Below are 19,405 nucleotides of genomic sequence, written 5' to 3' on the forward strand. Positions count from 1 at the left end.
CCTTACTCCACAAACAAGGTAGCGGGTTGTTCGAGCAAGCCACGAACGGCCTGGATGAATTGCGCCGCGTCCATGCCATCGACCACGCGGTGATCGAAGGAGCTGGAGAGGTTCATCATCTTGCGGATCACGATCTGGCCTTTGACCACCATCGGGCGTTCGACGATTTTGTTGACGCCGACGATCGCCACTTCCGGCAGGTTCAGCACCGGGGTGCTGACGATTCCGCCCAATGCGCCGAGGCTGGTCAGGGTGATGCTCGAGCCGGACAATTCATCGCGGCTGGCCTTGCCGTTACGCGCGGCGTTGGCCAATCGGGAGATTTCGGCAGCGTTGTCCCACAGGCTGCGGGCTTCGGCGTGACGTACCACGGGCACCATCAAACCGATGTCGGCTTGAGTGGCGATGCCCACATGCACCGCGCCGAGGCGGGTGATGACCTGGGCTTCGTCGTCGTAACGGGCGTTGATCTGCGGGAAGTCGCGCAGGGCGACGACCAGGGCGCGGACCAAAAATGGCAACAGGGTCAGCTTGCCACGGGTCGCACCGTGTTTTTCGTTCAGGTGCGCACGTAGTTCTTCCACAGCGGTCACGTCGATTTCTTCGACATAACTGAAGTGGGCGGCGCGCTGGGTGGCGTCCTGCATACGCTGGGCGATCTTGCGGCGCATGCCGATCACCGGGATCTGTTCTTCGTCGTTACGCTGGGCGTAAGCGGCGGTGGCAGTCGTTGCATTCGACTGACCTTGCGCCAGATAGGCGTCCAGGTCTTCGTGCAGCACGCGACCGGCAGGACCGGTGCCGCGCACCAGGCGCAATTGAATGCCGAGGTCCAGCGCATGTTTGCGCACGGCCGGGGAGGCCAGCGGACGCTCGTCAGCTTCGCGAGCCACCATCGGGCCCTGGCAGACGGCCGCTCGCGGCGCTGCGGCAGGAGCCGGTTTGGTTGCTGCAACAGCTTCGACTTTGGGGGCCGGTGCTTCTTTCGCGGCGGCAACCGCAGGCTGGGCCGACTCTTTAACGTTGCCCGCGCCTTCGACTTCAATGCTGATCAGGATGCTGCCAACCGCCATGACTTCGCCGGGTACGCCGCCCAGCGCAATCACCTTGCCGTGTACCGGCGAAGGGATGTCGACCATCGCCTTGTCGGTCATGACATCGGCCAGCACCTGATCTTCGACGACCATGTCGCCGACTTTGACGTGCCACACCGACAGTTCAACTTCTGCAATGCCTTCACCAATGTCCGGCATTTTAATAACGTGCGTGCCCATTCAGACCTCCATAACCCGATGCAAAGCCGCGCCCACTCGGGACGGACCAGGGAAATACGCCCACTCTTGCGCGTGCGGGTAGGGGGTGTCCCAACCGGTGACGCGTTCGATCGGCGCTTCCAGGTAGTGGAAGCAATGCTCTTGCACCAGGGCAGCCAGTTCGGCACCGAAACCGCAAGTGCGGGTCGCTTCGTGAACGATCACGCAACGGCCGGTTTTCTTCACCGACTTGGTGATGGTTTCCAGGTCCAGCGGCCACAGGCTGCGCAGGTCGATGACTTCAGCGTCGATCCCGCTTTCTTCAGCGGCGACTTGCGACACATAAACGGTGGTGCCGTAAGTCAGGATGGTCACATCCTTGCCCGGGCGGGTGATGGCGGCGACGTCCAGCGGCACGGTGTAGTAACCGTCCGGGACTTGCGCGGCCGGGTGTTTCGACCATGGCGTGACCGGACGTTCGTGGTGACCATCGAACGGGCCGTTGTACAGGCGTTTTGGCTCCAGGAAGATCACCGGGTCATCGTTTTCGATGGAGGCAATCAGCAGGCCCTTGGCGTCGTACGGGTTGGACGGCATCACCGTGCGCAAGCCGCAGACTTGGGTAAACATCGCCTCGATACTCTGGCTGTGCGTCTGGCCGCCATAGATGCCGCCGCCGCATGGCATGCGCAGGGTCATCGGTGCGGTGAACTCGCCGGCCGAGCGATAACGCAGGCGGGCGGCTTCGGAAATGATCTGGTCCGATGCCGGGTACACGTAGTCGGCGAACTGGATCTCGGCCACCGGACGCAAACCGTAGGCGCCCATGCCCACGGCAACGCCGACGATGCCGCTTTCGGAGATCGGCGCATCGAACACGCGGGAGGTGCCGTACTTGTTCTGCAAGCCTTCGGTGCAACGGAACACGCCGCCGAAGTAGCCGACGTCCTGACCAAACACCACGACGTTGTCGTCACGTTCAAGCATCACATCCATGGCCGAGCGCAGGGCCTGGATCATGGTCATGGTGGTCGTGGTCATGGCGGTTTCCGGTTGAATATTGTTGTTGTGATCGTTCATGTCAGATCCCCAACTCTTGACGCTGGCGCTTCAAGTGCTCCGGCATCTCTTTATAAACGTCTTCGAACATGGTCGCGGCGCTCGGAATCTGGCCGCCGGCGAGGGTGCCGTACTGCTCGGCTTCTTTCTGCGCGGCGATGACTTCGGCTTCCAGTTCGGCGCTGACGGCGACGTGTTCCTCTTCGGACCAGTGACCGATTTTCACCAGGTGCTGCTTCAGGCGCGCAATCGGGTCGCCCAACGGGAAGTGGCTCCAGTCGTCGGCAGGACGGTATTTGGACGGATCATCGGAGGTCGAGTGCGGGCCGGCGCGGTAGGTGACCCATTCGATCATGGTCGGGCCAAGGTTGCGGCGGGCGCGCTCGGCAGCCCAGGCGGAAGCGGCGTAGACCGCGTAGAAATCGTTACCGTCGACGCGCAGGGAGGCGATGCCGCAACCGACGCCACGACCGGCGAACGTAGTGGCTTCACCACCGGCAATCGCCTGGAAGGTGGAGATGGCCCATTGGTTGTTGACCACGTTGAGGATCACCGGCGCGCGGTACACGTGGGCGAAGGTCAGGGCGGTGTGGAAGTCCGACTCGGCAGTGGCGCCGTCGCCGATCCAGGCCGAGGCGATTTTGGTGTCGCCCTTGATCGCCGAGGCCATGCCCCAGCCGACAGCCTGGACGAATTGGGTGGCGAGGTTGCCGGAAATGGTGAAGAAACCGGCTTCCTTGACCGAGTACATGATCGGCAACTGACGGCCCTTGAGCGGATCGCGCTCGTTGGACAGCAACTGGCAGATCAGGTCCACCAGCGGCACTTCACGTGCCATCAGGATGCTTTGCTGGCGGTAGGTCGGGAAGCACATGTCGTCGATGTTCAAGGCCAGGGCCTGGGCGCTGCCGATGGCTTCTTCGCCAAGGCTTTGCATGTAGAACGACATTTTTTTCTGACGCTGGGCGACCACCATGCGGTTGTCGTAGATCCGCGTTTTGAGCATGGCGCGCATGCCTTTACGCAGGATCTCCACCGGTACGCCTTCAGCCCACGGGCCCAGGGCATTGCCCTGATCGTCGAGCACGCGAATCAGGCCGCTGGCCAGGTCGGCCGTGTCGGCGGGTTCAACGTCGATTGGGGGTTTGCGCACCGTGCCGGCATCAGTCAGATGCAGGTAGGAGAAGTCGGTTTTACAGCCGGGACGGCCCGAGGGTTCAGGGACGTGCAGGCGCAGCGGTTCATACGCTTGGTTCATGGCTTCTACGCTCGATCTTGTGAATTTCTTGTAGTGAGCTGACCGTCATTCCACGTGTTATGGAAATCTTGTCCTACAAACATCATAGGCCCGGCGCAGGAGAATATTTATCTGTGTTTCGTTGCGTTGGTGGTCATTTGAGGTTAAAAAATCTGCATAAACAAAAATAACAGGTGGTTTTTTCTCATGCGCAAATTGGACCGTACCGATATCGGCATTCTCAACAGCCTTCAGGAGAACGCGCGCATCACCAACGCCGACCTCGCACGCTCGGTGAATCTGTCGCCGACGCCGTGCTTCAACCGGGTCAAGGCGATGGAAGAATTGGGCCTGATTCGCGAGCAAGTGACGCTGCTGGACGCCGATCTGTTGGGGCTGCATGTGAATGTGTTCATTCATGTCAGCCTGGAGAAACAGGTGGAGGAGGCGTTGCAGCATTTCGAGGAAGCGATCTCGGATCGCCCGGAAGTGATGGAGTGCTATTTGATGGCGGGTGATCCGGATTATCTGATCCGGGTGCTGGTGCCGACCATTCAGTCGCTGGAGCGTTTCATGATGGACTTCCTCACCAAAGTGCCCGGTGTGGCGAACATCCGCTCAAGCTTTGCGCTCAAGCAAGTGCGCTATAAAACCGCGCTGCCGCTGCCGGCAAACGGATTGACCCTGACCAATTGACCTGCCCCCCCAAACACCACAAAACCTGTAGGAGCCGGCTTGCCGGCGATGGCGGCGCATCAGCCACCATCATTGTTGCCTGACACACCGCTATCGCCAGCAAGCCGGCTCCTACAGGATTTTGTGGTGGGGGCGGGTTTGTGTGACACCGCGCAATTGTGGGAGCCTGGCTTGCCGGCGATGGCGGCCTCGGAATCGCCATCGCCAGCAAGAGTCAGAGTTTGTTCAGGGGGATTTTCAGGTAGGTGACGCCGTTTTCTTCGGGCGGCGGCAAATTCCCGGCTCGTACGTTGACCTGAATCGCCGGTAACAACAGCGTCGGCATGCCCAGCCCCGCATCGCGCCGGGTGCGCATGGCGACGAATGCCGCTTCGTCGATGCCGTCATGGATGTGGATGTTGCTCTTGCGCTGCTCGCCCACTGTGGTCTGGCACTGGGGCTTGCGATTTTCAGGCGGATAGTCGTGGCAAACGTAAAGCCGCACGCTGGCCGGAAACGCCAGCAGCTTCTGGATCGAGGCGAACAATTGATTGGCATTCCCGCCGGGAAAGTCGCAGCGCGCAGTGCCGACATCCGGCATGAACAACGTATCGCCCACCAGAATGACGCTGCTGTCGATCAAATAGGCCATGTCCGCCGGCGTGTGACCGGGTACGTGCAGCGCCGTGGCCCTGAGGTTGCCGATCATGAACGATTCGTCGGGGGCGAACAGGTGATCGAACTGCGAACCGTCCACGGCAAATTCCGGTTCAAGGTTGAACAGGCCTTTGAACACGCCCTGCACCTTGCTGATCGACTGACCAATCGCAATCCTGCCGCCCAGCTCCCGACGCAGATAAGGCGCGGCAGACATATGATCGGCGTGGGCGTGGGTTTCCAGCAGCCATTGCACCTGCAACTGATGTTCACCCACGAAGGCGATGATTTTATCGGCCTGGGTGGTGGCGGTGCGCCCGGCGGCCGGGTCGTAGTCGAGCACGGGGTCGACGATTGCACACTGGCTGCCGTCGGCCTCGTAAACGACGTAACTGTAGGTCGATGAGGCGGGGTCGAGGAAGGATTCAATCAAGGCGGGCATGGTGGCCGTTTCTTTTGGGACAGGTGTTCAGGGTAGTTTCATTTTCCCTGCGCTGACCAGCCCCGATCAATTCAATGCAGGAAAAAAGCTGCGCGGGCTCTATCCTGTCAGTCATCGATACCGGGCGTTCCCGGCTCTTCTCACGGATCACGAGCGTTTTATGTTGCTGGCAAGTTTTTTTGGTGTGGCCATGGGCCTGGTCCTCGGATTGACCGGTGCCGGTGGCGGCATTCTTGCGGTTCCGGCCCTGGTGCTGGGGTTGGGTTTGACCATGACACAAGCGGCCCCCGTTGCATTGTTTGCGGTGGGCAGTGCGGCGGCGGTCGGGGCCGTCGATGGGTTGCGCCATGGCCTGGTGCGTTATCGCGCAGCGTTGTTGATCGCCTTGCTGGGGGCGATTTTTTCCCCGGTCGGCATCTACTTTGCCCATCAACTGCCGGAAAAAATCCTGATGATTCTGTTCAGCCTGCTGATGGTCATGGTGGCCTGGCGGATGCTGCGCCGCGAGCGCCATGAAGAAGGGCCGAGCGACCACGGCCACGCCCACTGGGGCCAGAAAAACTGCATGCTCGATCAACAGACCGGGCGTTTTTCCTGGACCGCCAAATGCACCGCAACCCTGGCCGCACTTGGCGCGGTGACCGGCGTGGTCTCCGGGTTGCTCGGGGTTGGTGGCGGGTTTCTGATTGTCCCGGCGTTCAAGCAACTGACCGATGTGCAGATGCGCGGGATCGTCGCGACGTCCTTGATGGTCATCAGCCTGATTTCTGCCATCGGCGTGATCGGTGCATTTCATGCCGGGGTGCGGATCGATGGTCTGGGGGTGGCGTTCATTGTTGCGAGCGTCATCGGCATGATCGTTGGTCGACAGTTGTGCGCCCGAGTACCGGCCCGGGCCTTGCAGATCGGCTTCGCCAGCCTCTGCGTGGTGGTCGCGGCCTACATGCTGTTCAAGGCCGGCATCTAGGCGTCTTACACCTTAAGTTCCGGGCCCTCGTCGTGGCCCGGTCTTACACCGAACTTGCTGCACTCCACCGGCCACGCCAAAGCACTTCAAAACCACCCCCAAGGCAGCGTATGACGCCGCCGGTCCGCTTTCGATAATCGCCTCCGACATCCAGTCCCCCGCTGCGGAGCGCGTCATGCACAACAATAAGAATTTCAAGCACCGTTACTTGCCAGCCTTCATCGCCAGCCTGTCGGCCCTGGGTTTGAGCTCAATGGCCGAAGCCGAAATCATGCTGTACGACAAGGACCAGACTACGTTTTCCACCGATGGCTACATCAACGCCTTCTATGTGAACAGCGACGTCGACCGTGCCGGCGAGCAGTTCGACCGTCGACAGGCACGGGTGAAAATGGGCTTTTTGCCCAACTACCTTGGCTTCAACATGGGCAAGCAGGTCGACGACCTCAAGCTCGGCGCCAGGGCGTCGTTCTGGGTGACCATCAACGACAGCGAAACCAACGGCACCGACACCGCCATCGACGTGCGGCAGTTCTACGGCACGGTGGCCAACCCGGAATGGGGCGAAGTGCTGATCGGCAAGGACTTCGGTCTGTTTGCCCGTTCCAACATTCTGCTCGATGAGTTGCTGGCCGGTTATGGCCAGGTCAGCGACACGCTCGGGTTGGTGGATGGCGGCGGGGTGTCGTTCGGCAACATCGGCAGCGGCTATCCGTACCCGTTCCCGACGTCGCAGATCACTTACCGCACCCCGGTGATGGACGGCCTGCGAGTCGCGGTAGGGATCATGGACCCGGTGGACACCAACGACAGCAGCGCGACCGGCAAGGCCTATCAGGAAAATCCGCGCACCGAGAGCGAGATCACCTATCAGTTCGACCTCGCCGGGGCGAAGATTTACAGCTGGGTGAATGGCAGCTACCAGACTTCGGACAACACCGATTCCACGGTGCAGTCCGTGACCTCCAAAGGTTTGGGTTATGGCGTGCAGGCGAAAATGGGCGGTTTGTCGCTGACCGGTTCGGGTTTTCAGGCCAAGGGCATCAACCCGTTCTTCACCAACAACGCCGGCGAACCGACGCTGCGGAATGTCGACAGTGATGGCTACCTGTTGCAGGGCTCGTACAAGCTGGGCAAAAACCGCCTGGCCTTGTCCTACGGCAAGACCAAGGACGACGGCAACGGCGTGGTGGGCAGCGGCGCGGACTATGAGACTCGCGGCATTGCGCTGTTCCATGACGTCAATGACAACCTGAAGCTGGTGGCCGAGTACAACCAGTTCGAAATCAATGGCCACCAAACCAGCGCGCAAAACGAAGACACCGACACCTTCGCGGTGGGGGCGGTGTTGACCTGGTAACCCCAGCCACACCGCAAATCCTTTGTAGGAGCGAGGCTTGCCCGCGAAGAGGCCGTCACATTTGACATTAATGTCGACTGACACACCGCTTTCGCGGGCAAGCCTCGCTCCTACAAAGGATCGACGGTGTTTGCAGGGACTCTCATCCCATCGAAGCGCCTGACCGCTACCCAAGTAGCATACGTCGCCGACCGCTGCCTTCGTACACTCCAACCTCACACATGCGCACCTGCGGGAGGCGACGATGCAGCAGGTTCAGAGCGACGGGGTCGTCAGTGCGATGTCCCAGGCGACCGATGCCCAGCAGGTAGCCCAGGAGTTGGCGCGGCAGTTGCTGCATCCGCATTTGGGCTTTGTGCTGTTTTTCTGCTCCGCCGAGTACGACTTGCAGGCGCTGGGCCAGGCCTTGCAGCAGAGCTTCGGCGGTATCCGTCTGGTCGGTTGCACCAGCGCCGGTGAAATCACCCCGCTGGGTTACGGGCGCAACTGCGTGACGGCGGTGGGTTTCGACCATCGGCATTTTTCCATCGATGCCGAATTGATCGACGAGATGGAGCGCTTCAGCCTGATCGACGCCCAGCAAATGGTCGAGCGTCTGGTCAGTGGTTGTCGCAGCAACACCCTGGCGCCGATCAAGGGCAACAGCTTTGCCCTGACCTTGCTCGATGGTTTGTCCAGCCGTGAAGAAATGGTGCTCGCGGCGTTGAGCGCGGCGTTGGGCGACATTCCGCATTTCGGTGGCTCGGCCGGCGACGACAATTACCTGACCCACACCCACGTTTACTTCGGCGGCGAGTTCCACAGCGGCGCGGCGGTGGTGGTGCTGGTCAATACCTGGCTCGACTTCGAAGTCTTCACCACCCACCACATCCTGCCGAGGGCGGAAAAACTGGTGGTCACTGGCGCCGACAGCACCTCGCGCCGGGTCTTCGAACTGAATGCCGAACCGGCCGCCGAGGAGTACGCCCGGCACATCGGCGTGCCTGTGGCTGAACTCGATCATCGGATCTTCGCCGCCCACCCGCTGGCAGTGCGGATCAACGATCAGTATTACGTGCGGGCCATCCAGCAGGTGCACCCGGACTTGAGCCTGAGTTTCTACTGCGCCGTGGAAAACGGCATCGTCCTCACCGTCATGACGCCCGGCCCGATGCTGCCCAATCTGCAAACCCTGTTCGACGGTTTGCAGGAACGCCTCGGTGACCTGTTGTTGACCATCGGCTGCGACTGCTTTCTCAGGCGCCTGGAGCTGGAAGACGGCGGCAATCTGGAGCAGATCGGCAGGTTTTTGCGCGACCAGCGGGTGATGGGTTTCAACACCTACGGAGAACAGTTCAATGGCATGCACATCAACCAGACCTTCACCGGGGTTGCCATTGCCCGAGGCCGCTCCCCTGGACATCGCTGAGCTTGCGGCTCAAGTCGCCAGCCTGCGGCACGAAAACCACAAATTGCAGCGCATCAATGCTGCGCTGATCGAACGGATCGAGTCCGGCATCACCCGCGGCAACGACCCGTACGCGGCGTTCCAGCATTCGGTGGTGCTGGCCGAACAGGTACGTGAGCGCACCGATGCCTTGAACCAAGCCATGGCTGAACTGAAGTCAGGCAATCACTTGCTCAGCGAAGCGCGTCTGCGTGCGGAAACCGCGCATCAACACCTGATCGACGCGATCGAGAGCATTTCCGACGCCTTTGTATTGTTCGACGCAGAGCAGCGGATCGTGCTGTTCAACAGCCGCTTCAAGGCGTTCTGGGGTAACAGCCGGGTGCGAATCAACGCCGGCATGCGCCTGGCCGAGGTCAAGCGGCTGATGCTGTCCACCGGTCTGTTCACCGAAGAACCGCGCGGGCAGGCCGACGAGAACCTGCTGTTCCGCTTGCAGGACGGTCGCTGGCTGCAAGTCAGCGAACGGCCGACCCAGGAAGGCGGGCGGGTGATCCTGTTCACCGACATCACCGACGTCAAACTCAGTGAAACCGTGCGCCGCGAGCAGGCCGTGGCGCAGAAATCGCATTTGTTGCAACGGGCCGTGGACAACCTGTCCCAAGGCGTGGCGATGGTCAACGCCGAGGGCATTCTGGAGTTGTGGAACCGGCGCTTCCTTGAACTCAGCGGCCTGGCGCCGGTGGCGGCGCATCGACCGTTCGCCGAAGTGATCGCCGACAGCGAGTTGAACCTGCTGACCCCGGCCAGCCGCGACGGCAACGGGCGCCCGGTGCAGGAATGCGAGCAGCGACTGTACGATGGCCGGGTCCTGGAAATCCGCACGCATCCGCTGCCCACCGGCGGCTTCGTAAACACCTTTACCGACATCACCGAACGCTACCAGCACGCCGAAGCACTGAGCGAAAGCGAGCGCTGGATTCGCCTGATCACCGACCACGTACCGGCGCTGATCGCCTACCTCAATGCCGATCTGGTCTACGAGTTCACCAACAAGGTCTACGAAGAATGGTACTGCTGGCCACGCGGCGTGATGCTCGGGCAGAGCCTGCGCGAAGTGCACAGCGAGCAGCATTACCAGCGCCTGGAAGCCTATGTGGCGCGGGCGTTGGCCGGTGAAAGCGTGACGTTCGAGTTCGCCGAAACCAACATCAACAACCAGGAGCGCTACATGCTGCGCTCCTACGTGCCCAATCGGCTGGTAACCGGCGAAGTGGTGGGGATTTTCGTGTTGATCCGCGACATCACCGAGCGCCGCCGCACGGCCGAGGCGTTGCACCAGGCCTATCAGAACCTCGAACTGCGGGTGCGCGAACGCACGGCGGAACTGACGACCCTCAATGACCAGTTGCTGCGCGAGATCGACGAACGTCGGCGGGTTGAATCACGCCTGCGGGAGGCCAAGCTCGAAGCCGAGCAGGCCAACCTGTCGAAGACCAAGTTTCTTGCCGCCGTCAGCCACGATTTGCTGCAACCGCTGAACGCCGCGCGCCTGTTTACCAGCGCCTTGCTCGAACGCCGGGAGCCGCTGGCCAACGAGATTCTGGTGCGCAACGTCAGCAATTCCCTGGAAGACGTGGAGAATCTGCTCGGCACGCTGGTCGACATTTCCAAACTCGATGCCGGGGTGATCAAAGCCGACATTGCGCCGTTCGCCTTGAGCGAGTTGCTGGAAAACCTCGCTGCCGAGTACACCCAGGTCGCGCGCAGTGAAGGGCTTGAGCTGCATTTCATCGGGTGTTCGGCGCTGGTTCGCAGTGACATTCAATTGCTCGCGCGGATCTTGCGCAACCTGTTGAGCAACGCGATTCGCTACACCTACAGCGGCCGCGTGGTGCTCGGTTGCCGGCGGCATCATCAGCGGCTGTCGATCGAGGTCTGGGACAGCGGCATGGGCATCGCCGAAAACCGTCTGGAAGAGATTTTCCAGGAGTTCAAACGCGGTGATGTGCAACGTCCGGATCAGGATCGCGGGTTGGGGCTGGGGCTGGCAATCGTCGAGAAAATTGCCGGGATTCTCGGGCACCGCATTCACGTGCGTTCGTGGCCGGGCAAGGGCTCGGTGTTTTCCGTCGAGGTGCCGTTGAGCGCGACGGCACCCAAGGCACTGCCGAGCCTGTTGATGAGTGAGCCGATGCTCGAACGTCTGCGCGGTGCGCGAGTGTGGGTGCTGGATAACGATGCGGCGATTTGCGCCGGCATGCGCACCTTGCTCGAAGGCTGGGGCTGTCTGGTGGTGACGGCGCTGTCGGAGCAGGACCTGGCGCGGCAAGTGGACAACTATCACGCCGAGGCGGATTTGCTGATTGCCGATTACCACCTGGATGACGATCAGAACGGCGTGGATGCCGTGGCGCGGATCAACGCCCGGCGCGGCTCAGCCATTCCGGCGATGATGATCACCGCCAATTACAGCAATGAGCTCAAATTGCAGATTCGAGAGCTGGGGCACACCTTGATGCATAAGCCGGTGCGGCCGATGAAGCTGAAGACGGCGATGAGTCATTTGCTCGGTAGGCCTTGAGATATTTGTTGATGTTGAGGGCCTCATCGCCAGCAAGCCGGCTCCTACAGGGGATCGCGTTGTTCCTGTAGGAGCCGGCTTGCTGGCGATTTGCTTGGCCGGCCCTGAAATTTGTGCGGGGGCTGATGGCCTCATCGCCGGCAAGCCGGCTCCTACAGGGGATTGCGTTGTTCCTGTAGGAGCCAGCTTGCTGGCGATTTGCTCGGCAGGCCTTGAGATATTTGTTGATGTTGAGGGCCTCATCGCCAGCAAGCCGGCTCCTACAGGGGATTGCGTTGTTCTTGTAGGAGCCGGCTTGATGGCGATGGGCGCGACGCGGTCTCAACGTCGTAGATAAGAGCCGAAATCAATATCCCCGGCACTCAGGATCGCCTGTACCCGATTATGCACGTTGAGTTTGCGCAAGATCGCCGAAACGTGGGCCTTGACCGTGGTTTCAGCGATTTCCAGGGTGTAGGCGATCTGTTTGTTCGACTCGCCTTTGGTCATGCGCTCCAGCACCAGCAACTGTTTGCGGGTCAGGGCCTGGAGCAGTTCCGGCGGGAAGCTCGGGGTGTCGTTCATCCGGCGGTGGGTGCCGCTTTTCTGCGTGCGGATGATGTCCGGCGGCAGGTAGACGTTGCCATTGAGAATCTGCTGGATAGCCTCGGTCATCTGCACCCGTGGCGAGGACTTGGTGATGAAACCCACCGCGCCATAGGTGATGGCTTGCAGCACGATCTGCTTGTCCTGTTCCGCCGAGACGATCACCACTGGAATGGTCGGTGCCTCGTTGCGCAGGTTGATCAGGCCATTGAGGCCGTGCATGCCGGGCATGTTCAGGTCGAGCAGGATCAGGTCCAGGTCGTCGTGGTCCTGAGTCAGCGCCAGGGCGCTGTCGAGGTCGGCGGTTTCCATGACCTCGCTGCCCGGGAATCCATCGCTGATGACGTTATGAATGGCTTCGCGAAACAGCGGGTGATCGTCGGCAATCAGAATTTTGTACATAGCCTTTCACCTCATTATTTTGATTATGGTGTGGCAACAACACGCACGCGTAAAGGTCAGGGAAAAGGTTCGGGCAGGGCGGGTGTCACGGGCAGGTTCGCCGCTTGCCAGGCATCCAGGCCATCGCGATACCAATACAGAGTCTTATAGCCCATGGCGGCGGCGCGTTTGACCGCATTCCAGCTCAACCAGCAATCGGACCGGCAGTAAAAGACCAGCGGTTGCCGGGGATCGCCGGCGGTGAATTTTTGCAGATTGCGCGAGAAGTAATCCTGCCAGTCGGGTGTCAGGTCGCCATCGCCGGTGTTGGCCAGCCAGTGGCTGCCGGGCAGGTTTTCGTGGGGCTGGTCTTCGATGAAACGCCCTTGCAGCCATTGGCGGCGGTAGACATCGATCAACACTGGGCGAGGCGTCTGGGTGAGCAGGGTTTGCAGGGCGGCGGTGTCGACGATGGTGACCCCCTCGGCCTGATTCGGCGTGGGGCTGCGGTACAGGCCGATGCGGTAGCCATCAGCTGAGAACAGCGGTGTTTCGGCGTGTGCGACGCCCAGCAACAGGCTCAGCGATAACACAGCGAGGGAAGGGCGCAGCAGAACACGTCGGGCACGCGGCATGGGTTCAGTCCTTATAGTTATGAGCCCATTACATGCCAGTCGCGGTGCGTTGGGAATGCGACGATAGACAGGAAAACCAGTACTAAAGTAGTAATTTTGGTGAGATCAACTGTAGGAGCCGGCTTGCCGGCGATGGCGGTGTGTCTGATACACCGCGTTGTCTGGATCGCCAGCAAGCCGGCTCCTACAGTTCGATGTCGATCACACGATTGCGGCAGGTCACATCCCTTGTAGGAGCCGGCTTGCTGCGGGCGGCGTTCCGACGATGGCGGCGTGTCTGGCACACTGGGGTTAGCTGGATTTGCGCAGGGCGGCGTGTTGGGGGTTGAAGGTGAGGACTGCCAGTAGCGAGAACAGCAGCGTCAGGCCGATGCACACCGCCAATGCCAACGGGTTGAAGCGCTCGTACAAGGCAAACCGCACCAGTTCCACTGCATGCGTAAACGGGTTCACGGCGCACAACCAATACAACCACTCGCTCGACTCGCGCATCTTCCACAGCGGGTACAGCGCCGACGATAGGAAAAACAGCGGGAAGATCACGAAGTTCATCACCCCGGCAAAGTTCTCCAGTTGGCGGATCGCGTTCGACAGCAACAACCCCAACGCACTGAGCATCAACGCCACCAGCAGCAACGCCGGCAAAGCGATCAACAGGCCCATGGCCGGCGGCTGCACGCCGTACACCCAGGCAATCGCCAGAAAGGCATACACCTGCAACAGCGAAATCAGCGAGGTGGCCAACAGTTTGCTGCACAGCAGAAATGTGCGGGGCAAGGGACTGGTGAGCAGTACACGCATGCTGCCCATCTCCCGGTCGTAGACCATCGACAGCGAACCTTGCATGCCGTTGAACAACAGGATCATGCAGGCCAGCCCCGGAATGATGTAGACGTCATACGGAATGTAGGTGTCGTAGGGCTCGATGATCGCGATGCCGAGTGCTGCGCGAAAACCGGCGGCGAACACCAGCAGCCACAGCAGTGGCCGCACCAGTGCACTGAGAAACCGCGTGCGCTGCAAGACAAAACGCAGCCATTCACGCAGCACGATGCCGCTGAAACATTGCCAGTAAGCATTCATTGGACGGCTCCCGAGGTGGTCAGGCGAGCGAAGGCCGAACCGAGGTCGCCGCCGTGTTCCAGGCTCAACGCATCGGCCTGGCCACTGGCGACCAAGCGCCCTTGATGGAGAATCAGCAAGTCATCGCTCGGCTGCACCTCGTCCAGCAAGTGCGTGGTCCAGAGCACGCTGAGGCGGTGCTCGCGGCACAAGCTGCGGATGTGTTGATTGAGCGCCAGGCGACTGGCCGGATCAAGGCCGACACTGGCCTCGTCGAGCAGCAACAGGCGTGGCTCATGCAGCAGCGCGCGAGCGATTTCCACCCGGCGACGATGACCGCCATTCAGCTCGCGTACCCGCTCGCGACGGCGTTCGGTCAACGACTGGCGGGCCAGTTCGGCATCGACCCGAATTGCGGTTTCACGCCGCGACATTCCGTGCAGCGCGGCGTGATAACGCAGGTTCTGCTCGACGCTGAGGTCCAGGTCCAGCGTACTTTGCTGAAACACCACCCCCAATTGCTTGAGCGCCGGGCGCGGAGCACCCCGCAATGAACAAGCGCCGACACGGATATCACCGCGTTGCACATCGTACAGTCGGGTCAGCAAGGCAATCAGCGTCGATTTGCCGGCGCCGTTCGGCCCCAGCAGCGCCGCAAAACGACCGGGCGCCAGGCTGAAACTCACTTGGCGCAACGCCTCCCGCGCGCCGTAGGCGAAACTCAGGTCGCTGACTTCCAGTGCGTTCATGGCGTCACCACCACGCCCCACGGATAGCGCCCGACCTTCACCGATTTGCTCACTTTGAGGCTGTCGATATCAATCACCGACACATCGCCGCTGACGCCATTAGTGGCCAGCAACTGCTTCTGATCCGGGGTGAATGCCATCTGCCACACGCGCCGGCCGACCAGCAGGTAATCGAGGATTTCGAAGGTTTTGGCATCGATCACCGCGACGTGGTTGGCCGGGCCCAGCGCGACGAAACCGTACTTGCCGTCAGCGCTGAGTTTGATGCCCACCGGTTGCACCTTGTCCGGGTGCACGCCCTTGATCTGGAAGGTCAGGGTCTTGAGGACCTGCCGGGTGGCGGTGTCAAGAATGGTCACGGTGCCGCCGATTTCCGCCGAGGCCCACAACTGTTTGCCATCGGGCGCGAACTCGACGAAACGCGGGCGCTGATCCACCAGCGTGCTGTCGGCCAGGGTCTGGGTGCCGGTGTCGATCCAGTGCAGCATGTTGGTGGTTTCGCTGGTGTTCACCGCCCATTTGCCGTCCGGGCTGACGGCCATGCCTTCGGGCTCGACGCCGACGTTGATCTGACTCAGCACCTTGGAGGTTTCGGTGTCGATCACCGTCACCAGCGCATCGTCCTCGTTGGAAACGTAGAGCCAGCGATTGTTCGGGTGCAGGGCGAATTGCTCGGGGTCCTTGCCCGAAGGCAGTTCCTTGATGATCTTGCGCGTGGCCACGTCCATCACCTGCACCCGGTCCGAATCGCTGGCGCAGATGTACAGCAGCTTGTTGTCGTGGGACAGCAACAGACCGCGCGGGCGCTGGCCGACGGGCAGGGTGTCGGTGACTTGCAGGGTCTGCATGTCGATCAGGCTGAGGCTGTTGTCTTTTTCGTTGGAGACCCAGGCGGTGCTGGCCGCGGCGTGCCCGGCAGCGAGCAACAGGGCGCATGAAAGCAGGGTGCGGCGCATGGCGGATTCCTTATTGTTGTTGTGGAAGATCAGGGAAAGCGGCAGCTGACCTCGGCTTTGTCGTAACCGAGGCTGTCCATTTCGTTGAAGGGGTGCAGAAAGCCGTCCTGTGGCGAGGTGCTGACCAGCGCCCGCGGCTGCACAATGGGGATCGGCTGGCGCAACTGGCCGTTCCACGGGCGATAACTGAGCTTGCGACCCTTGAAGCCATCGAGCGGCAGTTGGTCACTGATTTCCAGGTTGCGGATCGCCATCGGATCGGTCTGACGCAGTTTGCTCACCGCGCTGGCGATGCTGCGCACGGCCATCCACGCGGCAAAGTCGCGGTCGTTCATCCAGCGTCCGGCCATGGCTTCGAAGCGTTTCTGCAATTGCGCTGCGCCGTAAGTTTCCACGGTCTTGTGCCAGCCCACCGGGGTCAGGCCTTGAGTGCCGGCCACCGGGCGCGGATACCAGGTCTGGTAGGGCACGTATTCGCCGAAGTCACCGCGTTCATCGGCCACCAGAACCACGTCGTACTCGGCGGTCTGGGTGAACAGCGGCATGTCGGCCTGGGCGCTGCGGCGTTGATCGTTATCGAAACTCCAGGTTTTTTCCGCCACCAGTTGCACGCCGAAGCGTTTCGCCGCGCGGCGCAGGGCGGCGGCATAGGCTTGATCGTCGGCGGTCGGGCCGACAATCAGCAGTGCCCGCTGCCATTTGCGCACCACCAGAAACTGCGCCAAGGCATCAGCGAGCATGGCCCGGCTCGGCAGCGTGTGCAGCACGTTCGGCAGGCAATCGGTGGTGCGCAGGCTGTCATCCGGGCTGCCGGCGTTGATCAGCAAACTGTCGGGCAGGGCGGCGCTGAGTTGCCGCAGGCTGGCCACCGGCGCGTTCACCACAAACAGGCGCAGACCTTGCGCGTGTTGCGCCTTGGCCGCATCGAGCAAGGCCTGCGGGTTGTCGACGTTGGCGTTGGCCAGGCTGTAACTGTGATTGAGAAAGCGCCCGGTGCTGTTGCTGTCGGTGATCGCCAATTCGGCGCCACGCAGGCCGGCATCGACGGGCTCGGGAATGATGTTCGACAGCAAGGGCCCCGGGTCGGGGCGATAACCCAGGTAACCGATCTGCACTTGCAGCGGTGCATCGGCCGCCTGACTTTGTGTCGCCAGCCCGGCGGCGCAGGCAATCGCCAACAGGTAGATCAGGGCGTAAGGGGCAAGCTGGCGCATAGGGCACTCCATCACGGGTAGCGCCAGCATAGGAAGCCTGAGGACGGGATGAAATATGCAGAAAGTACCAGTGAGGCAGTACCAAGGTAGTAACTCGCCGAGGGCGGCGCGGTTTTAGCATGGGCAACAACGGCCATCACTCTGAAGGAGATCGACCATGCGTATTCTCAAGGCGCTGCTCCTGCCGTTGTTGCTGATCCTGAGTCTGATTGGCGTCGACAAGCTCCACGGCCCGCGCCCCGCGTCGCTGCTGGTGATGCCTGCGACACCGGGGCGCTAGGCGTGTCGGCCCTGTGGCGGATCAACCTCTGGGTCTGCGGATTTTTCGCGCTGGTCACTTTGGCGTGCATGGGCTTGCTGGTGCACCAGGCGCTGGCGGATGTGGAGCGAGAGCTGCAATCCGCCGAGGCGGTGGTCGAGTACTTGAGCGAAACCGCCGCGCGCGATCCCGCCAGCCTGCAACCACGGCTGACGCAAAGTCTGCGTCACGTGCGGGTGCGCTGGCTCGAACCGGGCGAAGCGGCACAACCGCCAATGCAGGACGGGCTCGACGCCTGGCTCGGGCGATTGCTGTTTGCCGAGGCCAGGCACAGTGCGCGGGAGCTCGATCTGCAGGATGGCCGGCGTGTGCTGATTGCGGTCGACCCACGGGATGAAATCGATGAAGTCTGGGATTCCCTCCAGCAATTACTGAGCCTGTGTGGCCTGGCGTTGTTGTTGAGTCTGTTGACCATTCGCTGGGCCGTGCGCCGGGGCATGGGCCTGCTCGATGAGTTGCTGCGCGCCTTGCGGCAGGTTTCCGGAGGCCAGCTCAAGGTGCGACTGCGCGCGCAAGGGCTGCCGGAAGCGCGGCAACTGGCGGTGCACTTCAATCGCATGACCGAAGCACTGGAGCAGGCGCGGGCCGACAACACGCAACTGACCCAGACCTTGCTGGCGGTGCAGGAACAGGAACGCACTCATCTGGCGCAGACCCTGCACGACGACCTCGGTCAATACCTGGCGGGGATTCGCGCGCAGGCCTGTCTGTTGCGCCTGGTCGCCGACCAACCGGACACCGTGGAGCGCACGGTGCGTGAGCTGGAACACAACTGCGAGCACCTGCAACAAGGATTCAGAGCGCTGGTGCACGACCTCTATCCGGTGGTGTTGCAACACCTGCCGTTGGCCGAGGCTTTCGCGTTGTTGGTGGAGCAGTGGCAAGGCCGACAGGGTGTCGATTGTCAGTTGCGCGTCAGCGCTTCGTTGCCGCCATTGTCTGCGCCGGACAAGACCCATCTCTACCGCCTGTTGCAGGAAGCCTTGACCAACGTCGCCCGCCACGCCGATGCAAGCCAGGTGCGGGTTCGCCTGCAACACTGCGGCGGCCACTTGCGCTTATTGATCCGTGACAACGGTTGCGGCGCCCGCCAGCCACAGCGGCCGGGTGTCGGTTTGTATTCGATGTTCGAGCGCGCCCGCAGTCTGGGCGGTGAGTTACGCATCATCAGCCTCCCCGGCGCCGGTTGGGCGCTGGCCTTGAGCATGCCTTTGGAGGCGTCATGAATATTCTGCTGGTGGATGACCATGCGGTAGTCCGTCAGGGCTACGCGAGTTTGTTGCGCGCGTTGCTGCCGGCGATGGAAGTGCGTGAAGCCGCGACGGGTGAAGAAGCGCTGATCAGGGTTCAGGAGGCCGTGCCGAATCTGGTGATCATGGATTTCGGCCTGCCGGGGATCAGCGGGCTGGAAACCACGCGCCGGTTGCGACAGCGTCTGCCGCAACTGCGCGTGCTGTTTTTCAGCATGCACGATGAGCTGCCGCTGGTGCGCCAGGCACTGGAGGCGGGTGCTTCGGGTTACCTGACCAAAAGCTCGGCGCCCGAAGTGCTGATCGAGGCGGTGCGGCGGATTCTCGCGGGCCACGCCTACATCGAACAGCCCCTGGCCACACAACTGGCGTGTCACCCGCAACAGGACGCCAGCGACCCGCGTTTGCAGAGCATGACCCAGCGCGAACTGGAGATTTTCGTGATGCTCGCCAAAGGCACCCCGGCCCGTGTGATTGCCGAACAACTGAGCATCAGCAGCAAGACCGTCTCCAATCACCTGACGTTGCTCAAGAGCAAATTGCAGGTGAGCTCCCATGCCGAGCTGGTGCATCTGGGGATTGATATGGGGGTGGTGCGAAAGGCGGGGTAGCTGAACTCACACATTCCCCTTG

Annotated in this window: 18 protein-coding genes; 8 read left to right on the forward strand and 10 right to left on the reverse strand. The window is 61.6% G+C overall.

The genetic code is table 11. The features are described 5' to 3' along the window. Positions 1–2: 2 nt before the first annotated feature. The 3 genes from ACM6IO_RS20460 to ACM6IO_RS20470 are packed head-to-tail and all read right to left on the reverse strand — an operon-like array spanning position 3 to position 3,570. A complete protein-coding gene (locus ACM6IO_RS20460; protein WP_414912116.1) occupies positions 3–1,274 on the reverse strand; it encodes a dihydrolipoamide acetyltransferase family protein in 1,272 nt (423 codons plus the stop codon). Then, the gene (locus tag ACM6IO_RS20465; RefSeq protein ID WP_008040031.1) at positions 1,275–2,333 is read right to left on the reverse strand and encodes an alpha-ketoacid dehydrogenase subunit beta; all 1,059 of its coding nucleotides are present in this window, start codon (positions 2,331–2,333) and stop codon (positions 1,275–1,277) included. A 1-nt stretch (position 2,334) separates the two neighbouring features. Next, positions 2,335–3,570, reverse strand: coding sequence for a 3-methyl-2-oxobutanoate dehydrogenase (2-methylpropanoyl-transferring) subunit alpha (locus ACM6IO_RS20470; RefSeq protein WP_084321716.1), 1,236 nt, complete (start codon positions 3,568–3,570; stop codon positions 2,335–2,337). 186 nt (positions 3,571–3,756) lie between these two features. Here ACM6IO_RS20470 and bkdR point away from each other — a divergent pair, with 186 nt between their 5' ends. Next, positions 3,757–4,245, forward strand: a complete 489-nt coding sequence (bkdR, locus tag ACM6IO_RS20475) for a Bkd operon transcriptional regulator BkdR (RefSeq protein ID WP_008034067.1) — start codon at positions 3,757–3,759, stop codon at positions 4,243–4,245. Between the two features lie 214 nt (positions 4,246–4,459). Here the strand turns inward: bkdR and ACM6IO_RS20480 are convergent, their stop codons facing one another. Continuing rightward, positions 4,460–5,323, reverse strand: a complete 864-nt coding sequence (locus ACM6IO_RS20480; protein ID WP_414912117.1) for an MBL fold metallo-hydrolase — start codon at positions 5,321–5,323, stop codon at positions 4,460–4,462. A gap of 160 nt (positions 5,324–5,483) precedes the next feature. Between ACM6IO_RS20480 and ACM6IO_RS20485 the strand changes: the two genes are divergently transcribed. From ACM6IO_RS20485 to nahK, 4 genes are all read left to right on the forward strand, one after another. Then, on the forward strand, positions 5,484–6,290 hold the full coding sequence (locus ACM6IO_RS20485) for a sulfite exporter TauE/SafE family protein (RefSeq protein WP_414912118.1): 807 nt from the start codon (positions 5,484–5,486) through the stop codon (positions 6,288–6,290). 175 nt (positions 6,291–6,465) lie between these two features. Beyond that, positions 6,466–7,650: a porin gene (locus ACM6IO_RS20490; RefSeq protein WP_008040029.1), complete on the forward strand. Its 1,185-nt coding sequence runs from the start codon at positions 6,466–6,468 to the stop codon at positions 7,648–7,650. A gap of 244 nt (positions 7,651–7,894) precedes the next feature. Further along, entirely contained in the window at positions 7,895–9,058 is a 1,164-nt protein-coding gene (nosP, locus tag ACM6IO_RS20495) for a nitric oxide-sensing protein NosP (protein ID WP_414912119.1), read from the forward strand. After that, positions 8,988–11,621, forward strand: a complete 2,634-nt coding sequence (gene nahK, locus ACM6IO_RS20500; RefSeq protein WP_162130703.1) for a hybrid sensor histidine kinase/response regulator NahK/ErcS' — start codon at positions 8,988–8,990, stop codon at positions 11,619–11,621. Before nosP ends, nahK begins: the two co-directional genes overlap by 71 nt. A gap of 321 nt (positions 11,622–11,942) precedes the next feature. Here the strand turns inward: nahK and ACM6IO_RS20505 are convergent, their stop codons facing one another. The 6 genes from ACM6IO_RS20505 to ACM6IO_RS20530 form a co-directional block, all read right to left on the reverse strand. After that, positions 11,943–12,608 carry a response regulator transcription factor gene (locus ACM6IO_RS20505; RefSeq protein WP_084320911.1) on the reverse strand — a complete coding sequence of 222 codons (666 nt, stop codon included), beginning with the start codon at positions 12,606–12,608 and terminating at the stop codon, positions 11,943–11,945. A gap of 56 nt (positions 12,609–12,664) precedes the next feature. After that, positions 12,665–13,222, reverse strand: a complete 558-nt coding sequence (locus ACM6IO_RS20510; RefSeq protein WP_192227433.1) for a PQQ-dependent catabolism-associated CXXCW motif protein — start codon at positions 13,220–13,222, stop codon at positions 12,665–12,667. A gap of 291 nt (positions 13,223–13,513) precedes the next feature. Next, positions 13,514–14,305 carry an ABC transporter permease gene (locus tag ACM6IO_RS20515; protein ID WP_414912120.1) on the reverse strand — a complete coding sequence of 264 codons (792 nt, stop codon included), beginning with the start codon at positions 14,303–14,305 and terminating at the stop codon, positions 13,514–13,516. After that, the gene (locus ACM6IO_RS20520) at positions 14,302–15,033 is read right to left on the reverse strand and encodes an ABC transporter ATP-binding protein (protein WP_414912121.1); all 732 of its coding nucleotides are present in this window, start codon (positions 15,031–15,033) and stop codon (positions 14,302–14,304) included. The genes ACM6IO_RS20515 and ACM6IO_RS20520 overlap by 4 nt, the downstream gene beginning before the upstream one ends. Beyond that, entirely contained in the window at positions 15,030–15,989 is a 960-nt protein-coding gene (locus ACM6IO_RS20525; protein ID WP_223450520.1) for a YVTN family beta-propeller repeat protein, read from the reverse strand. The genes ACM6IO_RS20520 and ACM6IO_RS20525 overlap by 4 nt, the downstream gene beginning before the upstream one ends. A gap of 29 nt (positions 15,990–16,018) precedes the next feature. After that, on the reverse strand, positions 16,019–17,203 hold the full coding sequence (locus ACM6IO_RS20530) for an ABC transporter substrate-binding protein (RefSeq protein ID WP_414912122.1): 1,185 nt from the start codon (positions 17,201–17,203) through the stop codon (positions 16,019–16,021). Between the two features lie 157 nt (positions 17,204–17,360). On the opposite strand from ACM6IO_RS20530, the gene ACM6IO_RS20535 reads away from it, so the two are divergent. The 3 genes from ACM6IO_RS20535 to ACM6IO_RS20545 are packed head-to-tail and all read left to right on the forward strand — an operon-like array spanning position 17,361 to position 19,383. Further along, a complete protein-coding gene (locus tag ACM6IO_RS20535) occupies positions 17,361–17,483 on the forward strand; it encodes a hypothetical protein (RefSeq protein WP_008024888.1) in 123 nt (40 codons plus the stop codon). Positions 17,484–17,485: 2 nt separating this feature from the next. Beyond that, on the forward strand, positions 17,486–18,748 hold the full coding sequence (locus tag ACM6IO_RS20540) for a histidine kinase (RefSeq protein ID WP_414912123.1): 1,263 nt from the start codon (positions 17,486–17,488) through the stop codon (positions 18,746–18,748). Beyond that, on the forward strand, positions 18,745–19,383 hold the full coding sequence (locus tag ACM6IO_RS20545) for a response regulator transcription factor (protein WP_192227438.1): 639 nt from the start codon (positions 18,745–18,747) through the stop codon (positions 19,381–19,383). Before ACM6IO_RS20540 ends, ACM6IO_RS20545 begins: the two co-directional genes overlap by 4 nt. Positions 19,384–19,405 lie beyond the last annotated feature (22 nt).

It is taken from the genome of Pseudomonas sp. IT-P44 (assembly GCF_949768225.1).
GTDB lineage: Bacteria > Pseudomonadota > Gammaproteobacteria > Pseudomonadales > Pseudomonadaceae > Aquipseudomonas > Aquipseudomonas migulae.